This is a genomic window from Maribacter sp. 6B07 (genome assembly GCF_002700155.1).
Taxonomy (GTDB): Bacteria; Bacteroidota; Bacteroidia; order Flavobacteriales; family Flavobacteriaceae; genus Maribacter; species Maribacter dokdonensis.
Map to the genome: position 1 here is coordinate 945,716 of NZ_PDUT01000001.1, position 21,042 is coordinate 966,757.

The 21,042-nt window shown below is 36.4% G+C and carries 23 protein-coding genes; 5 read left to right on the plus strand and 18 right to left on the minus strand.

Annotated elements, in window-relative coordinates:
• The 15 genes from CSC80_RS04000 to CSC80_RS04070 all read right to left on the minus strand — a co-directional run bounded on the left by CSC80_RS04000 (nucleotide 1) and on the right by CSC80_RS04070 (nucleotide 12,310).
• Nucleotides 1-1,002: a metal-dependent hydrolase gene (locus CSC80_RS04000; RefSeq protein ID WP_099189928.1), complete on the minus strand. Its 1,002-nt coding sequence runs from the start codon at nucleotides 1,000-1,002 to the stop codon at nucleotides 1-3.
• A 209-nt stretch (nucleotides 1,003-1,211) separates the two neighbouring features.
• Nucleotides 1,212-2,984 (minus strand): DNA mismatch repair protein MutS, encoded by a 1,773-nt coding sequence (locus CSC80_RS04005; protein ID WP_099189930.1) that lies wholly within the window; start codon nucleotides 2,982-2,984, stop codon nucleotides 1,212-1,214.
• Between the two features lie 66 nt (nucleotides 2,985-3,050).
• Nucleotides 3,051-3,404, minus strand: a complete 354-nt coding sequence (locus tag CSC80_RS04010; RefSeq protein WP_099189933.1) for an MmcQ/YjbR family DNA-binding protein — start codon at nucleotides 3,402-3,404, stop codon at nucleotides 3,051-3,053.
• A gap of 1 nt (nucleotide 3,405) precedes the next feature.
• Nucleotides 3,406-3,948 (minus strand): GNAT family N-acetyltransferase, encoded by a 543-nt coding sequence (locus CSC80_RS04015; RefSeq protein WP_099189935.1) that lies wholly within the window; start codon nucleotides 3,946-3,948, stop codon nucleotides 3,406-3,408.
• Nucleotides 3,949-3,958: 10 nt separating this feature from the next.
• Nucleotides 3,959-4,354: a Dabb family protein gene (locus CSC80_RS04020; RefSeq protein ID WP_071341206.1), complete on the minus strand. Its 396-nt coding sequence runs from the start codon at nucleotides 4,352-4,354 to the stop codon at nucleotides 3,959-3,961.
• A gap of 18 nt (nucleotides 4,355-4,372) precedes the next feature.
• A complete protein-coding gene (locus tag CSC80_RS04025) occupies nucleotides 4,373-4,999 on the minus strand; it encodes a DUF4230 domain-containing protein (protein WP_058104019.1) in 627 nt (208 codons plus the stop codon).
• Nucleotides 4,992-5,351, minus strand: coding sequence for a DUF4260 domain-containing protein (locus CSC80_RS04030; RefSeq protein ID WP_058104020.1), 360 nt, complete (start codon nucleotides 5,349-5,351; stop codon nucleotides 4,992-4,994). The genes CSC80_RS04025 and CSC80_RS04030 overlap by 8 nt, the downstream gene beginning before the upstream one ends.
• Nucleotides 5,352-5,353: 2 nt before the next feature.
• Nucleotides 5,354-6,100: a cyclase family protein gene (locus CSC80_RS04035; protein WP_099189937.1), complete on the minus strand. Its 747-nt coding sequence runs from the start codon at nucleotides 6,098-6,100 to the stop codon at nucleotides 5,354-5,356.
• 371 nt (nucleotides 6,101-6,471) lie between these two features.
• Entirely contained in the window at nucleotides 6,472-7,605 is a 1,134-nt protein-coding gene (hemW, locus tag CSC80_RS04040; protein ID WP_099189939.1) for a radical SAM family heme chaperone HemW, read from the minus strand.
• A gap of 86 nt (nucleotides 7,606-7,691) precedes the next feature.
• The gene (locus tag CSC80_RS04045; RefSeq protein WP_099189941.1) at nucleotides 7,692-8,051 is read right to left on the minus strand and encodes a four helix bundle protein; all 360 of its coding nucleotides are present in this window, start codon (nucleotides 8,049-8,051) and stop codon (nucleotides 7,692-7,694) included.
• A 55-nt stretch (nucleotides 8,052-8,106) separates the two neighbouring features.
• Nucleotides 8,107-8,664, minus strand: coding sequence for a crossover junction endodeoxyribonuclease RuvC (ruvC, locus tag CSC80_RS04050; protein WP_058104024.1), 558 nt, complete (start codon nucleotides 8,662-8,664; stop codon nucleotides 8,107-8,109).
• Nucleotides 8,665-8,669: 5 nt separating this feature from the next.
• A complete protein-coding gene (locus CSC80_RS04055; RefSeq protein ID WP_091607132.1) occupies nucleotides 8,670-9,146 on the minus strand; it encodes a hypothetical protein in 477 nt (158 codons plus the stop codon).
• Between the two features lie 42 nt (nucleotides 9,147-9,188).
• Nucleotides 9,189-10,328: a tetratricopeptide repeat protein gene (locus tag CSC80_RS04060; RefSeq protein WP_099189943.1), complete on the minus strand. Its 1,140-nt coding sequence runs from the start codon at nucleotides 10,326-10,328 to the stop codon at nucleotides 9,189-9,191.
• Between the two features lie 12 nt (nucleotides 10,329-10,340).
• Nucleotides 10,341-11,951 (minus strand): M56 family metallopeptidase, encoded by a 1,611-nt coding sequence (locus CSC80_RS04065; RefSeq protein WP_099189945.1) that lies wholly within the window; start codon nucleotides 11,949-11,951, stop codon nucleotides 10,341-10,343.
• Complete coding sequence (locus CSC80_RS04070) at nucleotides 11,948-12,310, minus strand: BlaI/MecI/CopY family transcriptional regulator (protein ID WP_058104028.1); 363 nt, start codon at nucleotides 12,308-12,310, stop codon at nucleotides 11,948-11,950. Before CSC80_RS04070 ends, CSC80_RS04065 begins: the two co-directional genes overlap by 4 nt.
• A 144-nt stretch (nucleotides 12,311-12,454) precedes the next feature.
• Here CSC80_RS04070 and CSC80_RS04075 point away from each other — a divergent pair, with 144 nt between their 5' ends.
• Nucleotides 12,455-12,970: a DUF456 domain-containing protein gene (locus CSC80_RS04075; RefSeq protein WP_099189947.1), complete on the plus strand. Its 516-nt coding sequence runs from the start codon at nucleotides 12,455-12,457 to the stop codon at nucleotides 12,968-12,970.
• 9 nt (nucleotides 12,971-12,979) lie between these two features.
• On the opposite strand, the gene CSC80_RS04080 is transcribed toward CSC80_RS04075, so the two are convergent.
• Both CSC80_RS04080 and CSC80_RS04085 read right to left on the minus strand, forming a co-directional pair.
• The gene (locus tag CSC80_RS04080) at nucleotides 12,980-13,537 is read right to left on the minus strand and encodes a nitroreductase (protein WP_099189948.1); all 558 of its coding nucleotides are present in this window, start codon (nucleotides 13,535-13,537) and stop codon (nucleotides 12,980-12,982) included.
• Between the two features lie 132 nt (nucleotides 13,538-13,669).
• On the minus strand, nucleotides 13,670-14,557 hold the full coding sequence (locus CSC80_RS04085) for a LysR family transcriptional regulator (RefSeq protein ID WP_058104031.1): 888 nt from the start codon (nucleotides 14,555-14,557) through the stop codon (nucleotides 13,670-13,672).
• 84 nt (nucleotides 14,558-14,641) lie between these two features.
• On the opposite strand from CSC80_RS04085, the gene hutH reads away from it, so the two are divergent.
• Genes hutH through hutG form a run of 4 tightly spaced genes read left to right on the plus strand, consistent with a single transcriptional unit; the run spans nucleotide 14,642 to nucleotide 20,493 of the window.
• Complete coding sequence (gene hutH / locus CSC80_RS04090; protein WP_099189950.1) at nucleotides 14,642-16,216, plus strand: histidine ammonia-lyase; 1,575 nt, start codon at nucleotides 14,642-14,644, stop codon at nucleotides 16,214-16,216.
• 4 nt (nucleotides 16,217-16,220) lie between these two features.
• Nucleotides 16,221-17,474 carry an imidazolonepropionase gene (gene hutI, locus CSC80_RS04095; protein WP_099189952.1) on the plus strand — a complete coding sequence of 418 codons (1,254 nt, stop codon included), beginning with the start codon at nucleotides 16,221-16,223 and terminating at the stop codon, nucleotides 17,472-17,474.
• Nucleotides 17,475-17,529: 55 nt separating this feature from the next.
• Complete coding sequence (locus CSC80_RS04100; protein WP_099189954.1) at nucleotides 17,530-19,530, plus strand: urocanate hydratase; 2,001 nt, start codon at nucleotides 17,530-17,532, stop codon at nucleotides 19,528-19,530.
• Between the two features lie 6 nt (nucleotides 19,531-19,536).
• The gene (gene hutG / locus CSC80_RS04105; protein ID WP_099189956.1) at nucleotides 19,537-20,493 is read left to right on the plus strand and encodes a formimidoylglutamase; all 957 of its coding nucleotides are present in this window, start codon (nucleotides 19,537-19,539) and stop codon (nucleotides 20,491-20,493) included.
• 185 nt (nucleotides 20,494-20,678) lie between these two features.
• Here the strand turns inward: hutG and CSC80_RS04110 are convergent, their stop codons facing one another.
• Nucleotides 20,679-21,032: a hypothetical protein gene (locus CSC80_RS04110; protein ID WP_058104036.1), complete on the minus strand. Its 354-nt coding sequence runs from the start codon at nucleotides 21,030-21,032 to the stop codon at nucleotides 20,679-20,681.
• Nucleotides 21,033-21,042: the final 10 nt, after the last annotated feature.

The following is a 21,042-nucleotide window of genomic DNA, read 5'->3' on the forward strand; positions in this document are numbered from 1 at the left end:
CTAATTTCCCCACATACGCTTCCAAAGGGCAGTCATCAGTCGTTTTACATCCCGTTTAAATTTAGGTCTTTCTTCTACAATGAGATCTTCCCCATTGGGCACCAGTTTATAACTGAAGGCAAATTGGGTTTCGTTTTCATCTAAACTTATAAGTCCAAATCTTAAATCATTTAAATAAAGGTCCCCTTCTCTTTCTGTAATGGTATACCAGCCTTCTGTTATTTTAATAAGTCGTACTATCTTATCATTATCCGCCCATTTACCCAACAGTTCATGATTCTTTGGAAATGCAGAAAATGAAACATCCTTAGTATCAAAAAAAGAATACTCTCCCATCAAATACGCATCTTCAGTATCTATATTCGCCATCCATAATACCGTATTCAATGGCGCCGGGCGTGTATTCATATCACTGTAAACAATACCTTGTTCCATTAAGGCATTCTCAAATCTTTGAAAAGCGATTCCTTTTAAAACAAGGGTAAATAGCAAATATGCTGTACTAATAGTAAGCCCTAAATGAACATATTTTTGACGTTTAACGGAAGTTCTTTTTTTGAATATTGCCATAATCAAAAAAATGATAAAAGGAACAGTGTATAACGGGTCTATTACAAAAATGCTTTGAAATGCCAACCGCGTTTTAAAGGGATAGAACAATTGTGTTCCCCAAGTGGTAAAAGCATCTAATAATGGGTGAGTGAACAATCCCCAGAACATTAACCATGACCATTCTCTCCAGGTAGCAGATTCTTTCCTGTTTATCTTCCAGACCAACCACCCGAACACAGGAGCAAAAAGTACAGAAAAGAATATGGAGTGACTAAAACCCCTATGCCATTCCGTTGCTGTAACCGTATCAAGGAAATAACGCGTAATAACATCCAAATCTGGTATGGTACCGGCAATAGCTCCATACAACATTGCCTTATTACCCACTTTTTTACCAAGCACGGCTTCACCAACGGCTGCCCCTAGTACTATTTGTGTTAATGAATCCATAAGTCCACTAGTCCCCAAAGGGGGAATTAATATTCAAGTTCAAACTCAAAAAACAAGTTCAAACGCAAACATTTTTTGTTGTTTGTTGCTACTAACAATAGAATACCTGAAATATATACGTTTCTTATCATTATTGTAAACAACTAATTTACTTCTATTTTGAGCTTGTGTTTGTTTTTTGTATTTGTATTTGTATTTGTATTTAAAAACTACTCAATAATCCCCATCTTTTTTAACAGGAAAGAAGCGTTCATATTTTGGCATATACCATCTTTGAACGTATAATCAAAATGCAATTCGTTATCTATGATTTCAGCATCAAAATAATGGTTTTTAACCGCATTATATTGATTGGCGACTTCACATAGACTAAGGTCGTGAGTGGCTATAATCCCTGTAGATTTACTTTTCACCAAGCGTTCCACAAACTTTCGTGATCCTAATGCCTTATCAGTACTATTGGTTCCTTTTAAGATTTCATCCAGTACAATGAAGTAACGATCAACTTGTATTTCATCTACTATATAACGTAAGCGTTTTAACTCAGAAAAGAAGTAAGACTCATCATCTGTCAATGAATCTGTAGTACGCATACTAGTAATTAATTTTATTGGCGAATAACTAATCGTTTCTGCGCAAACTGGCAAACCAACATTCGCCATCATAATCTGCAAGGATACCGTTCTTAAAAACGTACTCTTACCTGCCATGTTAGCTCCTGTGATAATAAGGAACTGTCCGCCCTCTATAGTAATATCATTCAAGATACTTTTCTTGGGATCCAATAAGGGGTGACCTGCGTTTTTGGATTTCAACACCACCTCATCATCAGTAATTGTAGGATACGTAAAATTTGGATGGTTAAAAGCAAAGTTCCCTAAACTGTTATAAGCATCAAAAAATGCGATAGTATTGAACCAGGTTTCAACGCTTTTACCGTGTTCTTCGATCCATTTTTCAACTGCCAGACAATCGGTTAACGAACGAAGAAAAAATCCGTTAGCAAATATTAAATACAATAGATTATTATTACGGTCTAGATTGCTCAAAAGCGAAGCAAATTTCTTTAATACCTTAGAATTTTGCTCCCCATTACTTAGAATATTCGCCTTCTGCCTCTTTAATAAATTTGAAGTGAATTCAGTCTCTTCAATCATAGCCAATAGCTGATTGTACTGATCAAAGGTAGACTTCATTTTTGAGGCACTTTGACCTAAATTGGTCACTTTTTTAGTGAACAAACCAACAATGACCATTCCTAAAACCAGCCATGTTATCAACACTGATTCTGGTAGATAATCCAAAAAGTACGCTATGAATATAGTTACTGAAATAATAGAAAATACGGAAGGAATAAATTTCATCGCCTTTGGCACAAAGGACTTATAGTTCTTTAACCAAGTAGCGATAGTATGTGTAGAAGTTTCTGTTTTCGTCAATGCTGCCATGGCTGAAAACTCTTGCCTCCAATCTACTTTCTCCGCTATCTCGGCAATAGCTTCTTGTTTTTCCTTTATCTCATTTATGGAATTTTCCTTATAGATATCTGCCAACAACAAGCTACCCTCGGCAAGTTTTGTTCTGTTGGAAACTTGATAAAAAGAACCTTCGCCAAAAAGATCAATATCTTGACTGAAATAATGAATATCGTCAGCATATTCCTTTCCGTTGGGAAGGTTAGAATAATCCCTTTTCAACACCTGTAACTCTACCGCATTAATTTCCGTTAATGCCTCTAATTTTGATTTTTGCTGTTTAAGATTCGTGTATTTGCTCACCAGAAACAAGAACAACGGTATACCCACACACAATACACCAATGACATATTTAGCATCTACAGATGCGAAATATATGGCAACAATGGTCCCAAGAAATATTAGTAAACGAAGTATACTGAACGTAAATAACTGTTTGTTCAGTGCCTCGATCTGTTTTTCAAAACCGTTTACTTTAGTGGTATAAAATTCTCGTAAATTATTCATTCAAATAAACCCTTTAAAAAGGTAAAGATAACCTTAGAAAATGGTTTCAATAAATAGAAAGTAGTATTAAAGTACTTCAAGCTCCGCCTTAACCTTTTTGGTCAGTTTAGAAACTACCAAATAGTACGAATGGTCAATAAGCTCTTTTGTTAAGTCTTTAGAGATGCTATCAAGGTAGACCGTATTCCAATGTTTTTTGCTCATGTGCCAGCCTTCTATAATACCATCATGTTCTTCACGAAGTTCCATAGCCCTATCAGGATCACATTTTAGGTTAATACGCAAAGGCACATGATCCAAACCACATAAGGCGAACATCTTGCCCATTACTTTGAATACCAGGGTAACCTCATCAAAAGGAAAGGATTCTGTAACACCCTTTTTCGCTATGCAGTACTCCCGGTATTCTTCAATATTCATTTTATGATTTTTTGGCTTTTACATTTTCTAAAAACGCTGAGGCATTTTGCCAATAATATTTGATTTTTAAAAAAGTCTTATCTCCAATATCATTAGACTCAACAGTTTCCATAGCAACGCCACCTATTTTTTCATAATAGGAAATCGCAGCGGCGTTGGTATCTAAAACCCATAGGTAAAAACCTTTTTCACTATTCCGCGTTAGGATTTCTTCCGCTAAAGCGGCCATTAATTTTGTACCTACACCTTTTCCTTGAGTATGTAAGCCTACATGTAAATTATCCAGTAATGTACCGTATTGGGCATCATGATTGAAATAGGCACACATAAAACCCAAAAACTCGCCATCTTCCTCCGCTATAACAACAAATTGATCATCTGACGGATTTTCAAAGCGCTTTTTCCATTCAATCAATCTATTATCGAATGCCTGATGATCTAAAAAATGATCACTAAAGGAGTCTCTATAATTTTGCTGCCAGCTTACGGAATGTAAAGTTGCAATGTTCTCAACATCAACTTTAGCAGCCTTTCTAAAAACCATAATATCGATCTTAGATTCCTGTGGAATCGTAAACGATTACCTTAGACCATAACTTTTCCGACTCTTCTATAAACAGTTTATGAGGAGCCTCATCTTGATAGGCTTGTTGAGATTCCGCAGAATCAAAACTTACGATCAATGAATAGGTAAAAGAACCATCTACTACATCTCTACTAGCCTTTGGAGGAGTGCCAATAAATTTTGTCTTCGCATAACCAGAGTTATCTAAAAATTTACGCAAAGAAGTTTCAAAAGCGGTTCTGTCTGCTTGATTATCAGGATTTTTCAACCAAAAAAATACAGTATGGGAAAAATTAGCATCAAATTCTGTCATTTTATCATCATTTTGACCAAAAGTTACAGTGGTCATTAGTGTTATTACAAGGATACAAATTAAGTTTTTCATTTTAAAATTCATTTTTAATTACTGTTTTTCTTCTAATAGTTCTATTTGTTTTTGTGGAATTTTTAGGGCAGTATAATCAAGTGTCCACCCAATAGTTTCCACAATTTTTTCCATAATCAAAACGGTTTGCAAGGCTTCTTTTCTGGCCGTATCCATCAATCCGCTTTCCGGTATTTTCTCTCTAATGTGACTCTTGGCTTCTGCGTTCAACTTTGTAAGATCATCAGGAGCAAAGAAGTTGAAAAATCCGCTTTTAATATCATAAAATTCCAATTCTGGTTCAATACTCAATACTTCTGGTTGAGGAAAATTATCAAGAATAATTGTTTTTTTACCCTCATCTGCATGCATTAGTATTTTACTTAGATCATAACCAATATGGGCCTTCGCTTTTATAACAACAAGTGCTTTCTTTTTACTGCTTACCAAACTCATGAAATCCTTTACATTTTCATATTTGTAGATTTCGGCAAATTCGCCTTCTACAGAAATCAATTTGCAAACGCTTTTCATTTTTTCCAACAACACGGTAGATTGGTGTGTGGTTATCTCTTTACTTTTCTTGCCCTTAAAAAAATTAAAGAGCCAATACATACCAATAGCCCCTAAAACCAGACCTAGAATCGTATCAAAAATATTATCCATTTTTATTTCCTATTTCGCCTAAATGCGTAAACTTAAACCCTTTATCGTATTTAAGTCCGTAACCAAAGATACGGTCCATAGCCGTATGTATAAAAAGAATTGTACCTATTAATTGAACAATGGGTAGCATAAAGTAAATACCCACAAAATACAAAAGCACGGCAAAACCCCTGTGATGAAATAGGTTATAGGACATTGCCCCAATTTTAGCACCCAATAAATAACCTAACATAGAAACATCTGGAGTAAGTATCAAAACCGGCAACCACCACCATTGATAACCTAATAGCCCAAACATAAAAATACCAAGAACCATTAAGGCGAGTTCCTCTAATTTCAGTAGATTTTTCATAATCATTCAATTTTATAAAGCACAGGTCTGCTTGGGCTGGCATCATTTTCAAAAGGTGCCACCTGTAGATTTAAAAAGTACGAACCGTCAACAATCGATTCCGGAACATAAATAAATTCTGTAATCGTTGCATTTAATCTTACTTCCCCATTAAAATTCCAAAAGGCCTTGTGTGCCAAAAGAGCACCGTTGTCCTTTTCTTTATCTACAGAAGGCAAATCTATTAGTAAATGTTCAACACCAAGTTCTCTCAAAAACACCATGGCATCTTCTAAAATGTATGGCGGATTACTATTGGAGTACTGTCGGTTTAATTTCATAGCTGTATTGGGCAAAGTTCTTATCACCAATGCGCTAAGAGCTGTTCCACCTAAGGCTTTTTGTAACTGTTCTTTAGTAATGACCAAATCTTGGTTTTCTTTTGAAGGTGAAATAGTAATGACCTCCGCTAGAAAGAAAAACTGTTGTAAATATTTGTTTACAGATTGATGTTCAGCTGATATATGCCCTACACATTCAGTATGCGTACCATGCGAATGCGGATTAAACCAAATATCATAAAAGTTAGTACTGGCACCTGCAGGAATACTACCAACAAAATCCTTATCCCGATGCGGTTCTATTTTAGGAGCATCAATATACCATGCGTTGACATTATCCTGTTTATTGGTTATGGCAATAGAAATATCCAAGGGTTTAGACAGGTCAATTTGATATTGGTTAGCATTGTGGGTAATGGTAGTTTTCATTCTAATTATGCTCAAATTACAAGGTTGTTTTGAGATAAGAAATTTACGACTTTTTGTGCGGTTATGATTAAAGCATATTGATGAGATAAGTATTTGCGTTCCGAACCCGTTCTCGATACAATTTTTCATTTCCGTTTTACTCCAATAAAAAATCACTCGAACTGACAGTACATTTTACTTTTACCTTTACAAACAATTTATTTTAAGCACCAATGTCACTTCGAGTGAATTTCGAGGCACGAGAAAATTTGCTTGCTCGCCGTCGAGGAGTGTATCGAGAAGTTCACGTGGTACGAACCTGTTCTCGATACAATTTTTCATTTCCGTTTCTCTTCAATGAAAAATCACTCGAACTGACAATACGTTTTATACTATTTCAAATTCACCATAAACAGATCTGCCGCAATACCATCGGCTAAAAACATACCTTTTTTAGTGGTTTTCAAAATATCACCATCCACGAACAGCAAGTGTTCTGCTATAAATTTATCAGCTTGCAATAAAACGTACTCTTTGTATTTAGGTCCGAATTCGGTTGAAATTCTAGATAAAGAAACACCCCATATAGTACGCAAGCCCGTCATCACATACTCGTTATACTTATCGGTCGAAGAAAGTACCTCAACCTCCATGGGTACTATGTTCTGTGCTATGGATTTTATGTATTTGGGATTGTTATTGATATTCCACCCACGTTGCACACCGTCAAAAGAATGTGCGGACGGACCAACACCTATATACTTTTTCTGTTGCCAGTAGGCAGAATTGTTTTGGGAGTAATAACCGGGTTTCCCAAAATTGGAAATTTCGTAGCAATCAAATCCTGCTGACAATAAGGTTTCATTCAATACGTTGAAATGCTCTTGAGTTTCTTCGTCGGTAGCGGGAGTAATCAATCCGTCTTCAACAAATTTCGCCAATGCCGTTTTTGGCTCAACCGTTAAGGCATAACTTGAAATATGAGGAATACCGAAACTTAGTGCTTTATCAATATTTTGTTTCCACCGATCTAAGGTCATATTAGGCATTCCGTAAATAAGGTCAATTGAAATATTATCGAAATGTGCGCTTGCCAATTGCAAACACTTTTCAGCTTCCAGAGCGTTATGTGCACGGTTCATCAACTTTAAATCCTCCTCAAAAAAAGATTGAATACCAATACTCAATCGGTTAATTGGGCTAACTCCCAATTGCATAATTTTCTCTTCGGATAAATCATCAGGATTCGCTTCTAACGTAATCTCCGGGTTATCCACAACATCATAACATTCCCGAACCGCAGCAATCAGTTGTTCAATCTCTTCCGTCTCTAAGACCGAAGGTGTACCACCACCAAAATAAATAGTAGCTACCTGTTCACCTAAAAATTCGGCTTTGCGCAATTCCAGCTCTTTACACAATGCCTTCACCATTTCTTCCTTCTTCCCCATTGTAGTAGAAAAATGAAAATCGCAATAATGGCAAGCCTGCTTGCAAAATGGGATATGGATGTAGATTCCGCTCATTTGTTCAATTAACAATTAGCAATAAGCAATTATCAGTTTGCAATAAAAAATTACGTATTAGCTGTTTTCTAATAATCATCTAATTCTCACTTATTTTTAATTCTTGTAGATTTAAGTATAGCGAACATAATTTTAGAAAGCTCATCAGCTTTTTCAATTAACCCGTTCGCAATTGACAATTCAATATATTCTGAATCCTTTAAAAGGCTTAACCAATATTTAGTCTCTAGGCTTTCTTTATAAGCTATTGAAATCTTAGAAGAAAAATCTGCTTTTGAAATTGCTCCGTTAGCTTCGGCAATATTAGCTCCAATAGATGTCCCTGCTCTTAAAAGTTGTTTAGATAAAACATATTCCCTCTTATTCTTAGTAAGTTCTTGATATAGTTTGACAATTTTTAAAGCAAAATCATAAGACTTACTCAAAAGAGGATTTTCATTATTCATTGCTAATTAATTATTGTTAACTGCTTATTGCTAATTGTTTATTGTTTATTAAAGATTACTTCTTAACACGTTTCTCATTCTGCTTTACAAAAGCATCCCAGCCAGAGTAGCTTTTACCGACAACATCAATTCTGCTTTCATTATAAAAATGACAAACGGCAGCAGCTAGTCCGTCCGTGCTATCTAGGTTTTTAGGGAGTGTTTTAAGTCCTAATACACTTTGCAGCATTCTTGCCACTTGTTCTTTACTGGCGTTACCATTACCAGTAATGGCCATTTTTATTTTTTTGGGAAGATATTCCGTAATAGGAATTTGACGCGAGAGTCCGGCTGCCATGGCAACACCTTGTGCTCTACCAAGCTTTAACATAGACTGTACGTTCTTGCCAAAGAAAGGAGCTTCGATCGCAATTTCGTCTGGGTGATAGGTATCTATAAGTTCTATGGTTCGTTCAAAAATCAGCTTCAATTTGGTATATGGGTCGTTATACTTTTGTAAAAGCAATTCGTTCATTTGAACAAACTCCATTTTTTTACCCACCACTTTAATGAGTCCAAAACCCATAATAGTAGTACCAGGGTCAATACCCAAAATTATTTTTTCGTTCGCCAAAATGCTTAGTTTGTTTTTAATTGAATGGGTATACGGTATTTGGTATTTACCGGAATTCCCCTTTTTATAGCGGGTGCAAGTTTAGGAAGATTCTTTAAGCTTTGGGTAACCACACCGTCAAATTCTGGCATTTGATCTAGCACCAATACATTCTTTTCTATGTTGGACACTCTTATCCTTCCCAAAGTATCTATTACAAAGATGACATCAACGGTTTCACTTTCCTTATCCGTTAAGGTAAATTCAAAATCATTTAGGGTTTCTTCAAAATGAGAGATCAAGGTTTCTTCAAAGCAAATTTTCTGTTGGTCTTTGGTTACTGCCTCATCACAGCTATAGAAAAAAGGATAAGAATCTACGCTGTTCCAATCTATATGGCGTAATTCTTCATTAATAAGTTCTTGCGTTCTTTTTTGTTTAGAATCAAAGAACGAACAAGAACTTATTAGAATTAACACAAGAAAATAGATAACTCGTTTCATTACACCTGTTCTACGGGTGAAATTACGATTTTTTTGAGGAGTTTAATCTTTCGTAAAATGGATTTCTGACTTTAATTCAGAAATACGCTTTCTGACCATTTCATAGTAATATGGATGTTCGTTTGGATATCGCTTTAAGAAAATTTGATAATAGGCTAGTTTCTTTTGCAAGTCGGCACCAAATTGATCGTAGGTAGTGACTAAATTGTAATAAATTCGAACGTTAGCCCTATCTTCTTGGTGAGCCTTTTCATAAAGTTCAAAAGCAGATTTAATATCTTTTTGCTCGCGTGCTATTTCTGCCAATCGATTGTAACCATTAGCAAAAATCGGTTTTTGAACTTCCATTGCTTTGTTAATATAAATTTTAGCGCTGTCTAATTTGCTTTCTTTCTGATAAACACTCGCAAGGTCAAAATACGTCTGTGAATTGGTATCGTCTCTTTTTATCAAAATATGATAAGCTTTTTTTGCTTTACTAAATTCCCAATTTCTGTTATACGAAAAAGCTAATTTCTCGTACACATAATCTTTGTTCTCCCCTAATTCTAAAACCTTTTCAAACCATGGAATAGCATTTTCATATTGATAATCGTTAAAGAGAACCAACGCATGTAAATTAATGAGCGAGACATCATTCTCATAATAACGCAATCCTTTTAAAATATACGTTAATGCATTGTCGCGCTCTTGTTTAATAGTGTAATGCTTTGCAAGCTGAAACAGACTTCTAAGATGTGTACTATCTAATTTAATTGCTTTTTTGTATTGTTTTAAACTTGCGTCTGTAGCATTTAAATGACGGTTGACTTCCCCCAAATAAAATAGAAATTCCGGATTAGTTGTATTGAGATTAGACAAATTTGTAAACACTGATTTTGCGTCTTCAAACCTATTTACTTTCAGCAATAATTTCCCAAGTTCAAATTGTGCGAGTTGATTTTCAACATCTTCCTCAACTACATATTGATACTGTGTAATAGCTTTCTCATAATTTCCAACGGCATTGTAACTTCTTGCAATCTGTAGCGCAGCAGAAAGTCCGCCAACTTTGGAATATTCATTAATCGCATTTGAATAATTACCTATTGAATATAAACTATCGGCAAGAGTCAAGGCCGAAGATTGGGCTTCGACTTTAGCAATTAGCATCAATAGAATTACTATAAAAAGTCGATTCATTTAATTAGTTTTTTATTGCAACTTAAACTGTACAGGAATTGAAAAAGGTACATTAACTGCTTTCCCTGATTGCTTTCCCGGAGTCATTTGTGGCAACCTTTTTATGATACGTTCTACCTCATCTTCTAATAATTTATCAGGACCGCGCATTTTTATGTTCTCTATAGTTCCCTCTGAAGAAATCATAAACATAGAACTTACCCTACCCTCAATATTAGCATCTATAGCTGCTTTGGGATAGTTAAAATTCTTACTGATGTGTTTTTGAATTTTCTCATTAAAGCAAGCGCGCTTATCGTCTACATCTTCACAACCCGGAAAGATTGGAACTTCATCAACTTCTGAAAATGAAAACTCAGAAGAACTTAGGTAATCCAATTTAAAAACTACGGGAATTGAAAATGGTACATTAACTGCTTTACCAAGGTGCTTTCCAGGAGTCATCTGTGGTAGTCTTTTAATAATACGCTCTACCTCATCTTCCAATAGCTTATCAGGACCTCGCATTTTAATGTTCTCTATAGTACCTTCTGAAGAAATCATAAACATCGTATTTACCCTACCTTCAATATTGGCATCTTGTGCAGCTTGAGGATAGTTAAAATTCTTACTGATGTGTTTTTGAATTTTCTCATTAAAGCAAGCGCGCCTATCGTCTGCATCTTCACAGCCAGGGAAGATTGGAACTTCTTCAACTTCGGCAAAAGCAAAATTTTGACTAGATTTTAAGCTAGTACTATCAATAGTATCCTTATCATCTAATTTAGGTTCCATTTCGCAACTAGTATATAGAAGCATTCCTAACACCATTGGTACTAGCAGCAAATACTTCAACTGCCATACTTTCTTTGATTTTGATTTTTGTAACATGACGATTCGTTTTTTGATTAATGATTTAGTAAAAAATTGATTGATGAATGATATATGTTCGGTTTGAAAAACCTGAGCCAATAACTGCTCATAATGTTCTGATTGGTGCTCTTTTGATACTTGAGCATCGGCAATAAATTCATGTAATTCTGAAATACGATTTTGATACACGTACACTAGCGGATTAAACCAGCCTACCACTCTCATAAACTCAAAGAACAATAAATCATATGTATGTCCTTGTTTTATGTGTACCAATTCATGGGCAATTATGGTATCGTGTTTCATTTTCAACACCTTGTCTCCAATAAAAATCGATGTAAAGAATGAAAAAGCTATGTTGCTATTTGTTATAATAATTTGAGTAAATGATGGATAAGTAACCTTCTCTCCGCTCCTTCTTAAAAGGTATAATTGTCTAATCTTCAATCCGAATAACAACAATGCCACTAACATTCCGCCATAAAGAATACCTTCTTGCCAAGTAATATTCCAGCCCGATGATTCTTGAACCTGCGCTACAACAGCTTCATTTTGCAATTTCCATAAATACTCAGGATATGAAGCAAAGGTTTGTGGCACTTGTTGCATAAAAGCTTCTATTTTTACCCAAGGCAGAACCAAAGACAATACAAACGTTCCTAACAGATATAATCTGTTCCATTGAAAAAAGGTTTCCTTTTTCAAGTAAAAATCATAAAAAACCAAGAAAAGAAGCTGAAAGGCAATGCTCTCTAAAATGTATTGTATCATGGTTTTTCCTTTTTAATTTCATTTAGTACCGATTCTAATTCTGACAGGCTCATATCATTCTTCTTCATAAAAAATGACACCATACTTTTAAAAGAACCTTGAAAATAGCCGTCTACCAATTTGTTGATGGACTGATTACTATAGTCCGATTTCTTAACCAAAGGAAAATACAAATAGCCTTTACCCAGTTGTTCATGATCAACAAAACCCTTACTCTCCAGTATTCTTACAATGGTAGAAACGGTATTGTAAGCGGGTTTTGGTTCCGGTAATTTTTCAATGATCGATGCTACGTTACATTTCTGCAAGTCCCACAATACGATCATTACTTCCTCCTCTGCTTTCGTCAATTGTTTCATTCAACTAATCTTTTAGTTCTATGGTCAAATATAACTAAATATTTAGTTTAAACTAATTTTATAGTTGAAAAATTTTATTATGATTACCACACATGTAACAAATGCACCCTATATTAGTCTTATAGGCAACACTAATTATATGCAATGGATATTTTTTTATTAGTTCTTGGGTTTGTTTTAATGCTCGTAGGCATTTTTGGCAGTTTTTTACCTGTACTACCAGGACCTCCAATTAGTTGGGTAGGTCTACTTTTACTCTACTCTACTAGCGCTATAGCCATGAACTGGACCTTCTTGGGCATTACCTTGGCGATTGCATTGATCGTTTTTGGGTTAGATTATGTAATACCAGCCATGGGCACCAAAAAATTTGGTGGCACAAAAGCCGGAGTTATTGGTACTACCATAGGTTTATTGGTTGCCTTATTTTTCCCAGTTCTAGGACCTTTTGGAATAATTATCTGGCCCTTTGTAGGTGCCTTGGTAGGAGAGTTATTAAATAAGGCGGATAAAAAAACCGCTACGAAAGCGGCTTTTGGTTCTTTTCTAGGTTTTTTAACGGGGACATTTTTGAAATTCATGGTCGCCATAGTTTATTTGGGACTCTTCATTTCAAAAGCATGGGAGCATAGTAATGCGTTGTTTCCTTTCTTCAACTAAAGAAAGGAATTACTCGGTAATCCATTCGGTTTTTGCTTTAATAGACCCGCGTTTACCCTTATTTAATTCTCCATCAAAATTGCCCATGTAGAAGAAACCTAAGCATTTTTCACCATTGGCCAGGTTTAAAAACTCGCCCATGTGTTTTATAAGCCCTGGTGAAGACCAATAGGACCCAATGCCCATTTCCGTGCACTGCAACCACATGTTCTGCACGGCCATAGAAACGGCTGCTACTTCTTCCCATTCAGGTAATGATTCTTTAAGATCTCTTTGCATGCAAATAGCAATAATAACAGCTGCCTTTTTTGGGTTCTCCTGTAATTTTTTAATCTTGGATGTCTTTGGCTTTGGGTCTAACTCCTCATACTTTTTTGCCAAAAACGCACCAAGTCTGCCCTTGGCATCACCCTGAATGACTTTAAATCGCCAAGGCTCTGTACATTTATGGTTTGGCGCCCAGTTTGCAGCTTCTAACACCTTCTCTATATCTGCTTTCTTAATGGGCGTACCATTATATTGTACCGGAAATACCGATCGTCTCTTCTTTATTATATCTAATATCATAATGTTCGTTATTTGTTTGTTCGCCAAGCGCAGCACGCTCTATTTTCTCTATTCTATTTTCTAATCTCTTTTATTAATCAAAGTAAAATTAAGATTTGAAAACCTCATTCTATGTTAGATTAGTATTAAAACTTATCCTTCTAATAGCAACTCCATACAATTCTTAAGAACAGGATTGGTATGTTCCTTTTTCCAAATGACGGACAAATTAGCTCTTTGGGGTATCTCCTTCAACTCAATAAACTTTACCCGCATTTGAAAGCCATTTTGTAAAGATGTGGGCACAATAGCTATGCCCATATGATTCTCTACCAATTTAAATATGGTATGCGCGTGAACCGATTTATGAGAAATTTTTGGAGCAAATCCCGCATCTTTACATATACTGATAATAGTATCATAATACAGCGGACTATAAGCCTGACTAAATAATATAAAATCTTCATTCGCAAATCGATTCATACCATCAAACTCCCTGGTCAACATAGGATATCTTTCTGGCAATACCAGAGAAAAAGTATCGGTAAATACCGTTTTCATTTCCAAAGTGTTGGGCACCCTACTCACACGGACAAAACCCATATCTAACTTATCCTTTAAAACCGCATCTACCTGGGCAAAATTAGAAAGCTCTTCTAAAGATGTTTTTACTTTAGGATATTTATCTTTTATCCGTAAAAGCATTTTTGGAATTACCTGTTGCATAGCAGATCCCAAAAAACCTATCCGTAACTCGCCACTATCACCATCTCCTACCAATTTCAACTGACGCTCTACTTTTTCCATGTGACTGAATATGTATTCAACCTCTTTTTTTAAATAGTGCCCCGCAGGTGTTAAACCCACTTTTTTCTTGTTTCTTTCAAACAATTGGGTCTCAAGAATTTCTTCCATTTGCTTTATTTGCCTGCTGAGACCGGGTTGGGAAATAAATAATTTTTCCGCGGCCTTTCTAAAGTGTAATTCTTGGGCTACCGCTAAGAAATACGTTAGGTGCCGCAATTCTATTTGATTACTCATAGTTATGAATTGATGATAAAATTGATATTACCAAGTATTAAAAATAGATATTAATTTTAATAAAATTCTTGAAAAGCAAAAGCTATGGGTAAACAGACCTTTAAATTAGGAGAAGATTGGCTTACGGCGGGCAAAGCCATGCAGATCGTAAACAATGAATACGCGGTAACACTTTCCAGAACTACAGAACAAAAAATTACCGATAGCTGGAAAATAGTTCAAAACATTGTAGATAAAGGTCACCCAGTTTATGGTATAAATACTGGCTTTGGTCCGCTCTGTACGACCAAAATATCAAAGTCCGAAACCAATATTCTACAGACCAACATACTTCAAAGTCATAGCGTTGGTGTTGGTGAACCCGTAGACAATGACATCGCTAAACTAATGCTGATCCTTAAAGCCCAGTCACTGGCCAAGGGATATTCGGGCATAGCCATTGAAACCTTAAACCGTATAATCTGGCACATTGAAAACAATGCCACACCTGTGGTCCCCTCCCAAGGATCTGTTGGTGCTTCTGGGGATCTAGCTCCGTTATCCCATTTATTTTTACCATTAATCGGTTTAGGTAAAGTGCAATACCAAGGTGAAATAATTTCAACAGCATCACTATTCAAAAAAACAGGGTTAGCACCTATTGCCTTAGGACCAAAAGAAGGGTTGGCACTTATAAACGGTACTCAATTTATAGCGGCACATGCCGTAAAAGTGGTAGTACAATTACATGCTATTTTAGCTCAAGCAGATGTTATTGGCGCTATGATGATAGAAGGTTTACAAGGGTCTGTAAAACCATTTTACAATGAACTACATGCGCTACGCCCATTTAAAGGAAATGTTCATGTTGCAAAAAGGGTTAAAAAATTACTGAAGGGTTCAGAAATTATGGAAGCCCATGTAGATTGCGAAAAAGTACAAGACCCCTACTCCATTCGCTGTATACCACAAGTTCACGGTGCCTCAAGAACAGCATGGTTACATCTTAAAGAATTATTGGAAGTAGAATTAAATTCGGTTACGGACAACCCTGTTATCATCAATGAAGAACTGACCATAAGCGGTGGTAATTTTCATGGTCAGCCTCTAGCAATGGCATTGGATTATGCATGTTTGGCCGCATCGGAAATCGGTAATATTTCAGACCGTCGAATTTATCTTTCACTGGAAGGTAATAGTCCAGGTGTGCCCAAATTGCTCATGAACGATACAGGTATCAATTCCGGATATATGATCTTACAATACACCACTGCGGCTTTGGCAAGTGAAAACAAAGGACTATGTTTTCCGTCCAGCGCGGATAGTATTCCTACTTCACTTGGTCAAGAAGACCATGTTAGTATGGGCTCCATTGGCGGTAGAAAAGCATTGCAGGTAATTGGCAATGTTGAAAAAATATTGGCTATTGAGTTGTTGACAGCCGCCCAAGCTTTTGAATTTAGAAAACCATTGAAATCGGGTATTTATTTAGAAGAGGTTCATAATGCCGTTCGTGAGCGTGTTGCCTTTGCCAGTAAAGACCGTGTATTTGCAGATGATATTGAAAAGGGTATTGCAATGATCAAGGATCGGACAATACTAAACGTTATAGACCGTGTACAAGCAGAACATAACATATCTTTAAAAACAAAACACTCAGAAGAGTTCGAAAATTACTAGTTGCATGACACAGAGAACACTCATAGGTCCGTTTAAACAGATTATTCCCATGACGGGGCTAAAACTAAAAGGCGCCATTTTAGACAATGAACTAAACGTCATTGATGATGGCGGTATGGTAATAGAAAATGAACAGATTTTGGCAATAGGCAATTTTGAAGATTTAAAATTGAAATTCCCAGAAATAGCTATTCATCAACTAAAAGGAAATCATGTTTGCTTACCCGGTTTTATAGATGCTCATACCCACATTTGCTTTGGCGGATCACGCGCTAAAGATTATGCCATGCGAAATGCCGGAAAATCATACTTAGAAATCGCAAATGCAGGTGGTGGTATTTGGGATACCGTTACCCAAACCAGAAAAGCGAGTATGGAAGAATTGACCAAAAACACCATAAAAAGAGCCAATCGTCATTTAAAAAACGGTACCACAACGCTAGAAGTTAAAAGTGGCTACGGATTAACAGTTGATGAGGAACTGAAAATGCTCCGCGCTATTAAAGAAGCCGATAAAGTGGCTTTGCCCGAATTAATATCTACATGTCTTGCCGCACATATGTTACCCAAAGATTTTGAGGGATCCGAAACAGTGTACTTAAAAATGATCAGCGAAGAGTTATTCCCAGTTCTTAAAAAAGAAAATCTAACAAATAGAATTGACTCTTTTATAGAACAGAGCGCTTTTTCTTCGGAAGATATAAAAGCATATTTCTTGAAAGCGAAGGACCTGAATTTTGACATTACCGTACATGCAGACCAATTTTCAACAAGTGGAAGCAAGGTAGCGGTGGATTACAATGCCATTAGCGCGGATCATCTTGAAGCAAGTACGGACAACGAAATTGATCTTTTGGCAAACAGTGATACCATAGCCGTAGCCTTACCAGGTGCTTCAATAGGACTTGGGTGCAATTTTACGCCCGCAAGAAAATTATTAGATGCCGGTGCAGCACTTGCCATAGCCAGTGACCACAACCCAGGTTCTGCCCCTATGGGCGATTTATTGACCCAAGCCAGTATATTGGGAACTTTTGAAAAATTGACCAATGCCGAAGTCTTAGCAGGAATCACTTTTAGAGCCGCAGCCGCTTTAAAATTAGAAGACCGCGGTAAATTGGAAGTGGGGCATTTAGCTGACCTGGCCGTTTTTCATTCGGATAATTATCAAGATATTCTTTATAACCAAGGAAATTTAAAGCCCTGTATGATATGGAAAAATGGGGTATTGGTTTTTGATAGGCACAAAGCCCCCTAGCCCCCAAAGGGGGTACTCCTAAAAAGCATTAATTCTATAGTATAAAATTTAAAAAATGGATTTCAAAGCGCAGATACAAATGGGAATACCTACAGAATTACCTCCAAGAAAGGAGCGTTCTTCAACGGTAAGCCATGCACCTAACCGAAAGCAAATACTCTCAAAAGAAGAGAAAAAATTGGCGATCAGAAATGCGCTACGCTATTTTCCGGCAGACTGGCATGCCGTTCTCGCACCTGAATTTGCAGAGGAATTACAAAAATATGGTAGAATATACATGTATCGTTTTCAGCCAGATTATGATATGCATGCAAGAGCAATTTCAGCATATCCGGCACGGACTAGTCATGCTGCTGCAATCATGTTAATGATCCAGAATAATTTAGATCCAGCGGTAGCCCAGCATCCACAAGAACTCATTACCTACGGTGGCAATGGTGCCGTTTTTCAGAATTGGGCACAATACCTTTTGACCATGCAGTACTTATCTGAAATGACCAAGGAGCAAACCTTGCATATCTATTCTGGTCATCCTATGGGTTTGTTTCCTTCATCAGCAGATGCCCCAAGAGTTGTCGTTACCAACGGAATGATGATTCCCAATTACTCTAAACAAGACGATTGGGAAAAATACAATGCGCTTGGTGTAACCCAATATGGTCAAATGACCGCGGGTTCATATATGTATATTGGTCCGCAAGGTATAGTGCACGGCACCGCAATTACCGTAATGAATGCATTTAGAAAAGTACTGAAGGCGGATGAAAATGCCAACGGAAAAATATTCTTAACTGCAGGTTTAGGCGGAATGAGCGGCGCACAACCAAAAGCCGGCAACATTGCCGGATGCATCACCATTTGTGCAGAAGTGAATGCACTTGCAGCAAAGAAAAGACACGAACAAGGCTGGGTAGACGAATTAATAGACAACCTTGATGATTTAGTAAAAAGAACCAAAGAAGCCAAGAATAAACAAGAAATAGTATCATTGGCTTTTATTGGCAATGTTGTAGACGTATGGGAACGTTTTTTTGCAGAAGAATTATTCATTCACCTAGGATCTGACCAAACCTCTTTACATAACCCATGGGCAGGAGGGTACTACCCAGTTGGGTTAACTTTTGAAGCGTCTAACGAAATGATGAATAAGCAACCGGAGGCATTTAAAACGAAAGTTCAAGAATCGCTACGTAGACATGCCAACGCTATAAACCTACACACCAAAAAAGGCACATACTTTTTTGATTATGGAAATGCCTTTTTACTCGAAGCCTCAAGAGCAGGTGCAGAAGTAATGGCAGAGAACAATATAGATTTTAAGTATCCGTCATACGTACAGGATATATTAGGACCCATGTGTTTTGATTATGGTTTTGGACCATTCAGATGGGTTTGCTCCTCTGGTACATTGGAAGACTTAAGAAAAACAGATGCCATTGCCTTACAAGTGCTAAAAGAGATTAAAAAAGACGCTCCATCAGAAATACAACAACAATTAGAAGATAATATTAAATGGATTTCTGAAGCAGAACAAAACAAATTGGTAGTGGGTTCTAAAGCTAGAATATTATATGCAGATGCAGAAGGAAGGGCAAAAATTGCATTGGCTTTCAACAAGGCAATTGAGGACAAAAAGTTAAGTGCTCCGGTAATTTTAGGACGCGACCATCATGATGTAAGCGGCACCGATTCTCCATACCGAGAAACTAGTAATATTTACGATGGCAGTAAATTCACAGCAGATATGGCCATACACAATGTCATTGGCGATAGCTTTAGAGGTGCAACCTGGGTATCTATACACAACGGTGGTGGCGTAGGATGGGGCGAAGTCACCAACGGCGGATTCGGTATGGTACTAGATGGCTCTACAGATGCAGAGCGCAAATTGAAAAACATGTTGTTTTATGATGTCAACAATGGTATTGCAAGACGAAGCTGGGCAAGAAACAAAGAAGCAATGTTTGCATTACAACGAGAAATGGAAAGAACGAAATTATTTAAAGTAACATTCCCTACCTTAGTAGAAGACCAACTTATTGATAAATTATTCTAACAATATATGTCACATTATACTAAAGCAAATAAAGAAAATTGGTTTGGTCGAGTATCTGGTGAAGAACTCTATTTACATGAGAAAATTAGATTCTCAAGTATAAAAGATCCTATCAATATACCAGAGCACACAACCATTGCCATACTAGGCTATAGTAGTGATGAAGGTGTTATACGTAATTTAGGAAGAATTGGTGCTGCATTTGGCCCCAACGCTATTCGGAAACAGTTGGGTAAAATGACCAATCATTTAAAAGAAAACTCACAGTTATTAGATTTTGGAAATTTAGAATGTGAAGAAGATGACCTTGAGGCTTTACAAGAAGATTTATCCAATACTATCACTTCTTTACTTGACAAAGGTGCTAAACCAATAGTACTTGGTGGCAGCCATGATCTTGCCTATGGTCATTACAACGGACTAAAAAATTATCTAAAGCCAGATAAGAAATTAGGTATTATCAATTTTGATGCACATTTTGATTTGAGAGCCAACATTGACGGTAACAATTCTGGCACTCCATTCTATCAAATTGCGATAGAACAGGAAGCTAAGAACGAATCTATAAAATATATGGCCTTAGGTATTCGAAAAGATGCGAATACCAGAGTCCTTTTTGATTTTGCAGAATCGCGCAATGTCAACTATCTACTTCAAGAGCATTTTAACATTAATTATTTAGAACATGTTCAACTAAGGCTTATTCAGTTCATGGAGGATGTAGATTATATTTATACTACCATTGATCTTGATGGATTCTCTTCTGCCTACGCCCCAGGTGTAAGCGCGGCATCACCTATGGGTTTTTCTCCAGACATTGTGCTAGAAAGCTTAAAGTTGATTATTGAATCTGGCAAATTATTGGGATTGGATGTTGTAGAGCTAAACCCCAATTACGATATAGACGACCAAACTGCAAAACTTGCTGCGTCTTTAGTACACTATGTTATTCATAAAATTTAGGGTAAAAACAAAAAAAGCCTCCCTTAATGGAAAGCCTTTCATTGGGTTCTATCGGTTGAATCCGATAAACACAATTGCCTCAAATATTCTTTGAGACACAACACAACGCCGTAAAGGTAATAAAGCTTTTTAAATAAAAATAACGGTCTGTACAATTCTTGTAAAAACTAAGATCTATACACCTATTATTGATCTTCATCACCCTTAAAAAGCTTATAAATATATTGCTTCTCTTTCAAGGTAAATTGTTTGTTCTCAAACCAGTCATGCACCTTGATCTTTTCATTTTCTATCTGGGCATTTCTAATGGCTTTTAAAGACACAATGTGCCAATGAGTACCCTTGTTACGAGAAACGGAATACCCAACATCTTCCATAATATAAGACTGTTTAGGTCTATTTATTAATCGGACTCCGTTTTTTAGAACGGCTAATGTTTCTGTTAATCGTACAACTTCAGAAAAAGAATATCTGGCAAAATCGTTGAAACCATTCTGCTCTACATTATATAATTTATCTCCAATTTTAAGGGTATCCATAACTTAAAAA

Bases quoted from the DNA above. Each gene is read 5' to 3' on its own strand.
- CSC80_RS04000 (WP_099189928.1), bottom strand. From the start codon at position 1,002: ATGGATTCATTAACACAAATAGTACTAGGGGCAGCCGTTGGTGAAGCC.
- CSC80_RS04005 (WP_099189930.1), bottom strand. From the start codon at position 2,984: ATGAATAATTTACGAGAATTTTATACCACTAAAGTAAACGGTTTTGAA.
- CSC80_RS04010 (WP_099189933.1), bottom strand. From the start codon at position 3,404: ATGAATATTGAAGAATACCGGGAGTACTGCATAGCGAAAAAGGGTGTT.
- CSC80_RS04015 (WP_099189935.1), bottom strand. From the start codon at position 3,948: ATGGTTTTTAGAAAGGCTGCTAAAGTTGATGTTGAGAACATTGCAACT.
- CSC80_RS04020 (WP_071341206.1), bottom strand. From the start codon at position 4,354: ATGAAAAACTTAATTTGTATCCTTGTAATAACACTAATGACCACTGTA.
- CSC80_RS04025 (WP_058104019.1), bottom strand. From the start codon at position 4,999: ATGGATAATATTTTTGATACGATTCTAGGTCTGGTTTTAGGGGCTATT.
- CSC80_RS04030 (WP_058104020.1), bottom strand. From the start codon at position 5,351: ATGAAAAATCTACTGAAATTAGAGGAACTCGCCTTAATGGTTCTTGGT.
- CSC80_RS04035 (WP_099189937.1), bottom strand. From the start codon at position 6,100: ATGAAAACTACCATTACCCACAATGCTAACCAATATCAAATTGACCTG.
- hemW (WP_099189939.1), bottom strand. From the start codon at position 7,605: ATGAGCGGAATCTACATCCATATCCCATTTTGCAAGCAGGCTTGCCAT.
- CSC80_RS04045 (WP_099189941.1), bottom strand. From the start codon at position 8,051: ATGAATAATGAAAATCCTCTTTTGAGTAAGTCTTATGATTTTGCTTTA.
- CSC80_RS04055 (WP_091607132.1), bottom strand. From the start codon at position 9,146: ATGAAACGAGTTATCTATTTTCTTGTGTTAATTCTAATAAGTTCTTGT.
- CSC80_RS04060 (WP_099189943.1), bottom strand. From the start codon at position 10,328: ATGAATCGACTTTTTATAGTAATTCTATTGATGCTAATTGCTAAAGTC.
- CSC80_RS04065 (WP_099189945.1), bottom strand. From the start codon at position 11,951: ATGATACAATACATTTTAGAGAGCATTGCCTTTCAGCTTCTTTTCTTG.
- CSC80_RS04070 (WP_058104028.1), bottom strand. From the start codon at position 12,310: ATGAAACAATTGACGAAAGCAGAGGAGGAAGTAATGATCGTATTGTGG.
- CSC80_RS04075 (WP_099189947.1), top strand. From the start codon at position 12,455: ATGGATATTTTTTTATTAGTTCTTGGGTTTGTTTTAATGCTCGTAGGC.
- CSC80_RS04080 (WP_099189948.1), bottom strand. From the start codon at position 13,537: ATGATATTAGATATAATAAAGAAGAGACGATCGGTATTTCCGGTACAA.
- CSC80_RS04085 (WP_058104031.1), bottom strand. From the start codon at position 14,557: ATGAGTAATCAAATAGAATTGCGGCACCTAACGTATTTCTTAGCGGTA.
- hutH (WP_099189950.1), top strand. From the start codon at position 14,642: ATGGGTAAACAGACCTTTAAATTAGGAGAAGATTGGCTTACGGCGGGC.
- hutI (WP_099189952.1), top strand. From the start codon at position 16,221: ATGACACAGAGAACACTCATAGGTCCGTTTAAACAGATTATTCCCATG.
- CSC80_RS04100 (WP_099189954.1), top strand. From the start codon at position 17,530: ATGGATTTCAAAGCGCAGATACAAATGGGAATACCTACAGAATTACCT.
- hutG (WP_099189956.1), top strand. From the start codon at position 19,537: ATGTCACATTATACTAAAGCAAATAAAGAAAATTGGTTTGGTCGAGTA.
- CSC80_RS04110 (WP_058104036.1), bottom strand. From the start codon at position 21,032: ATGGATACCCTTAAAATTGGAGATAAATTATATAATGTAGAGCAGAAT.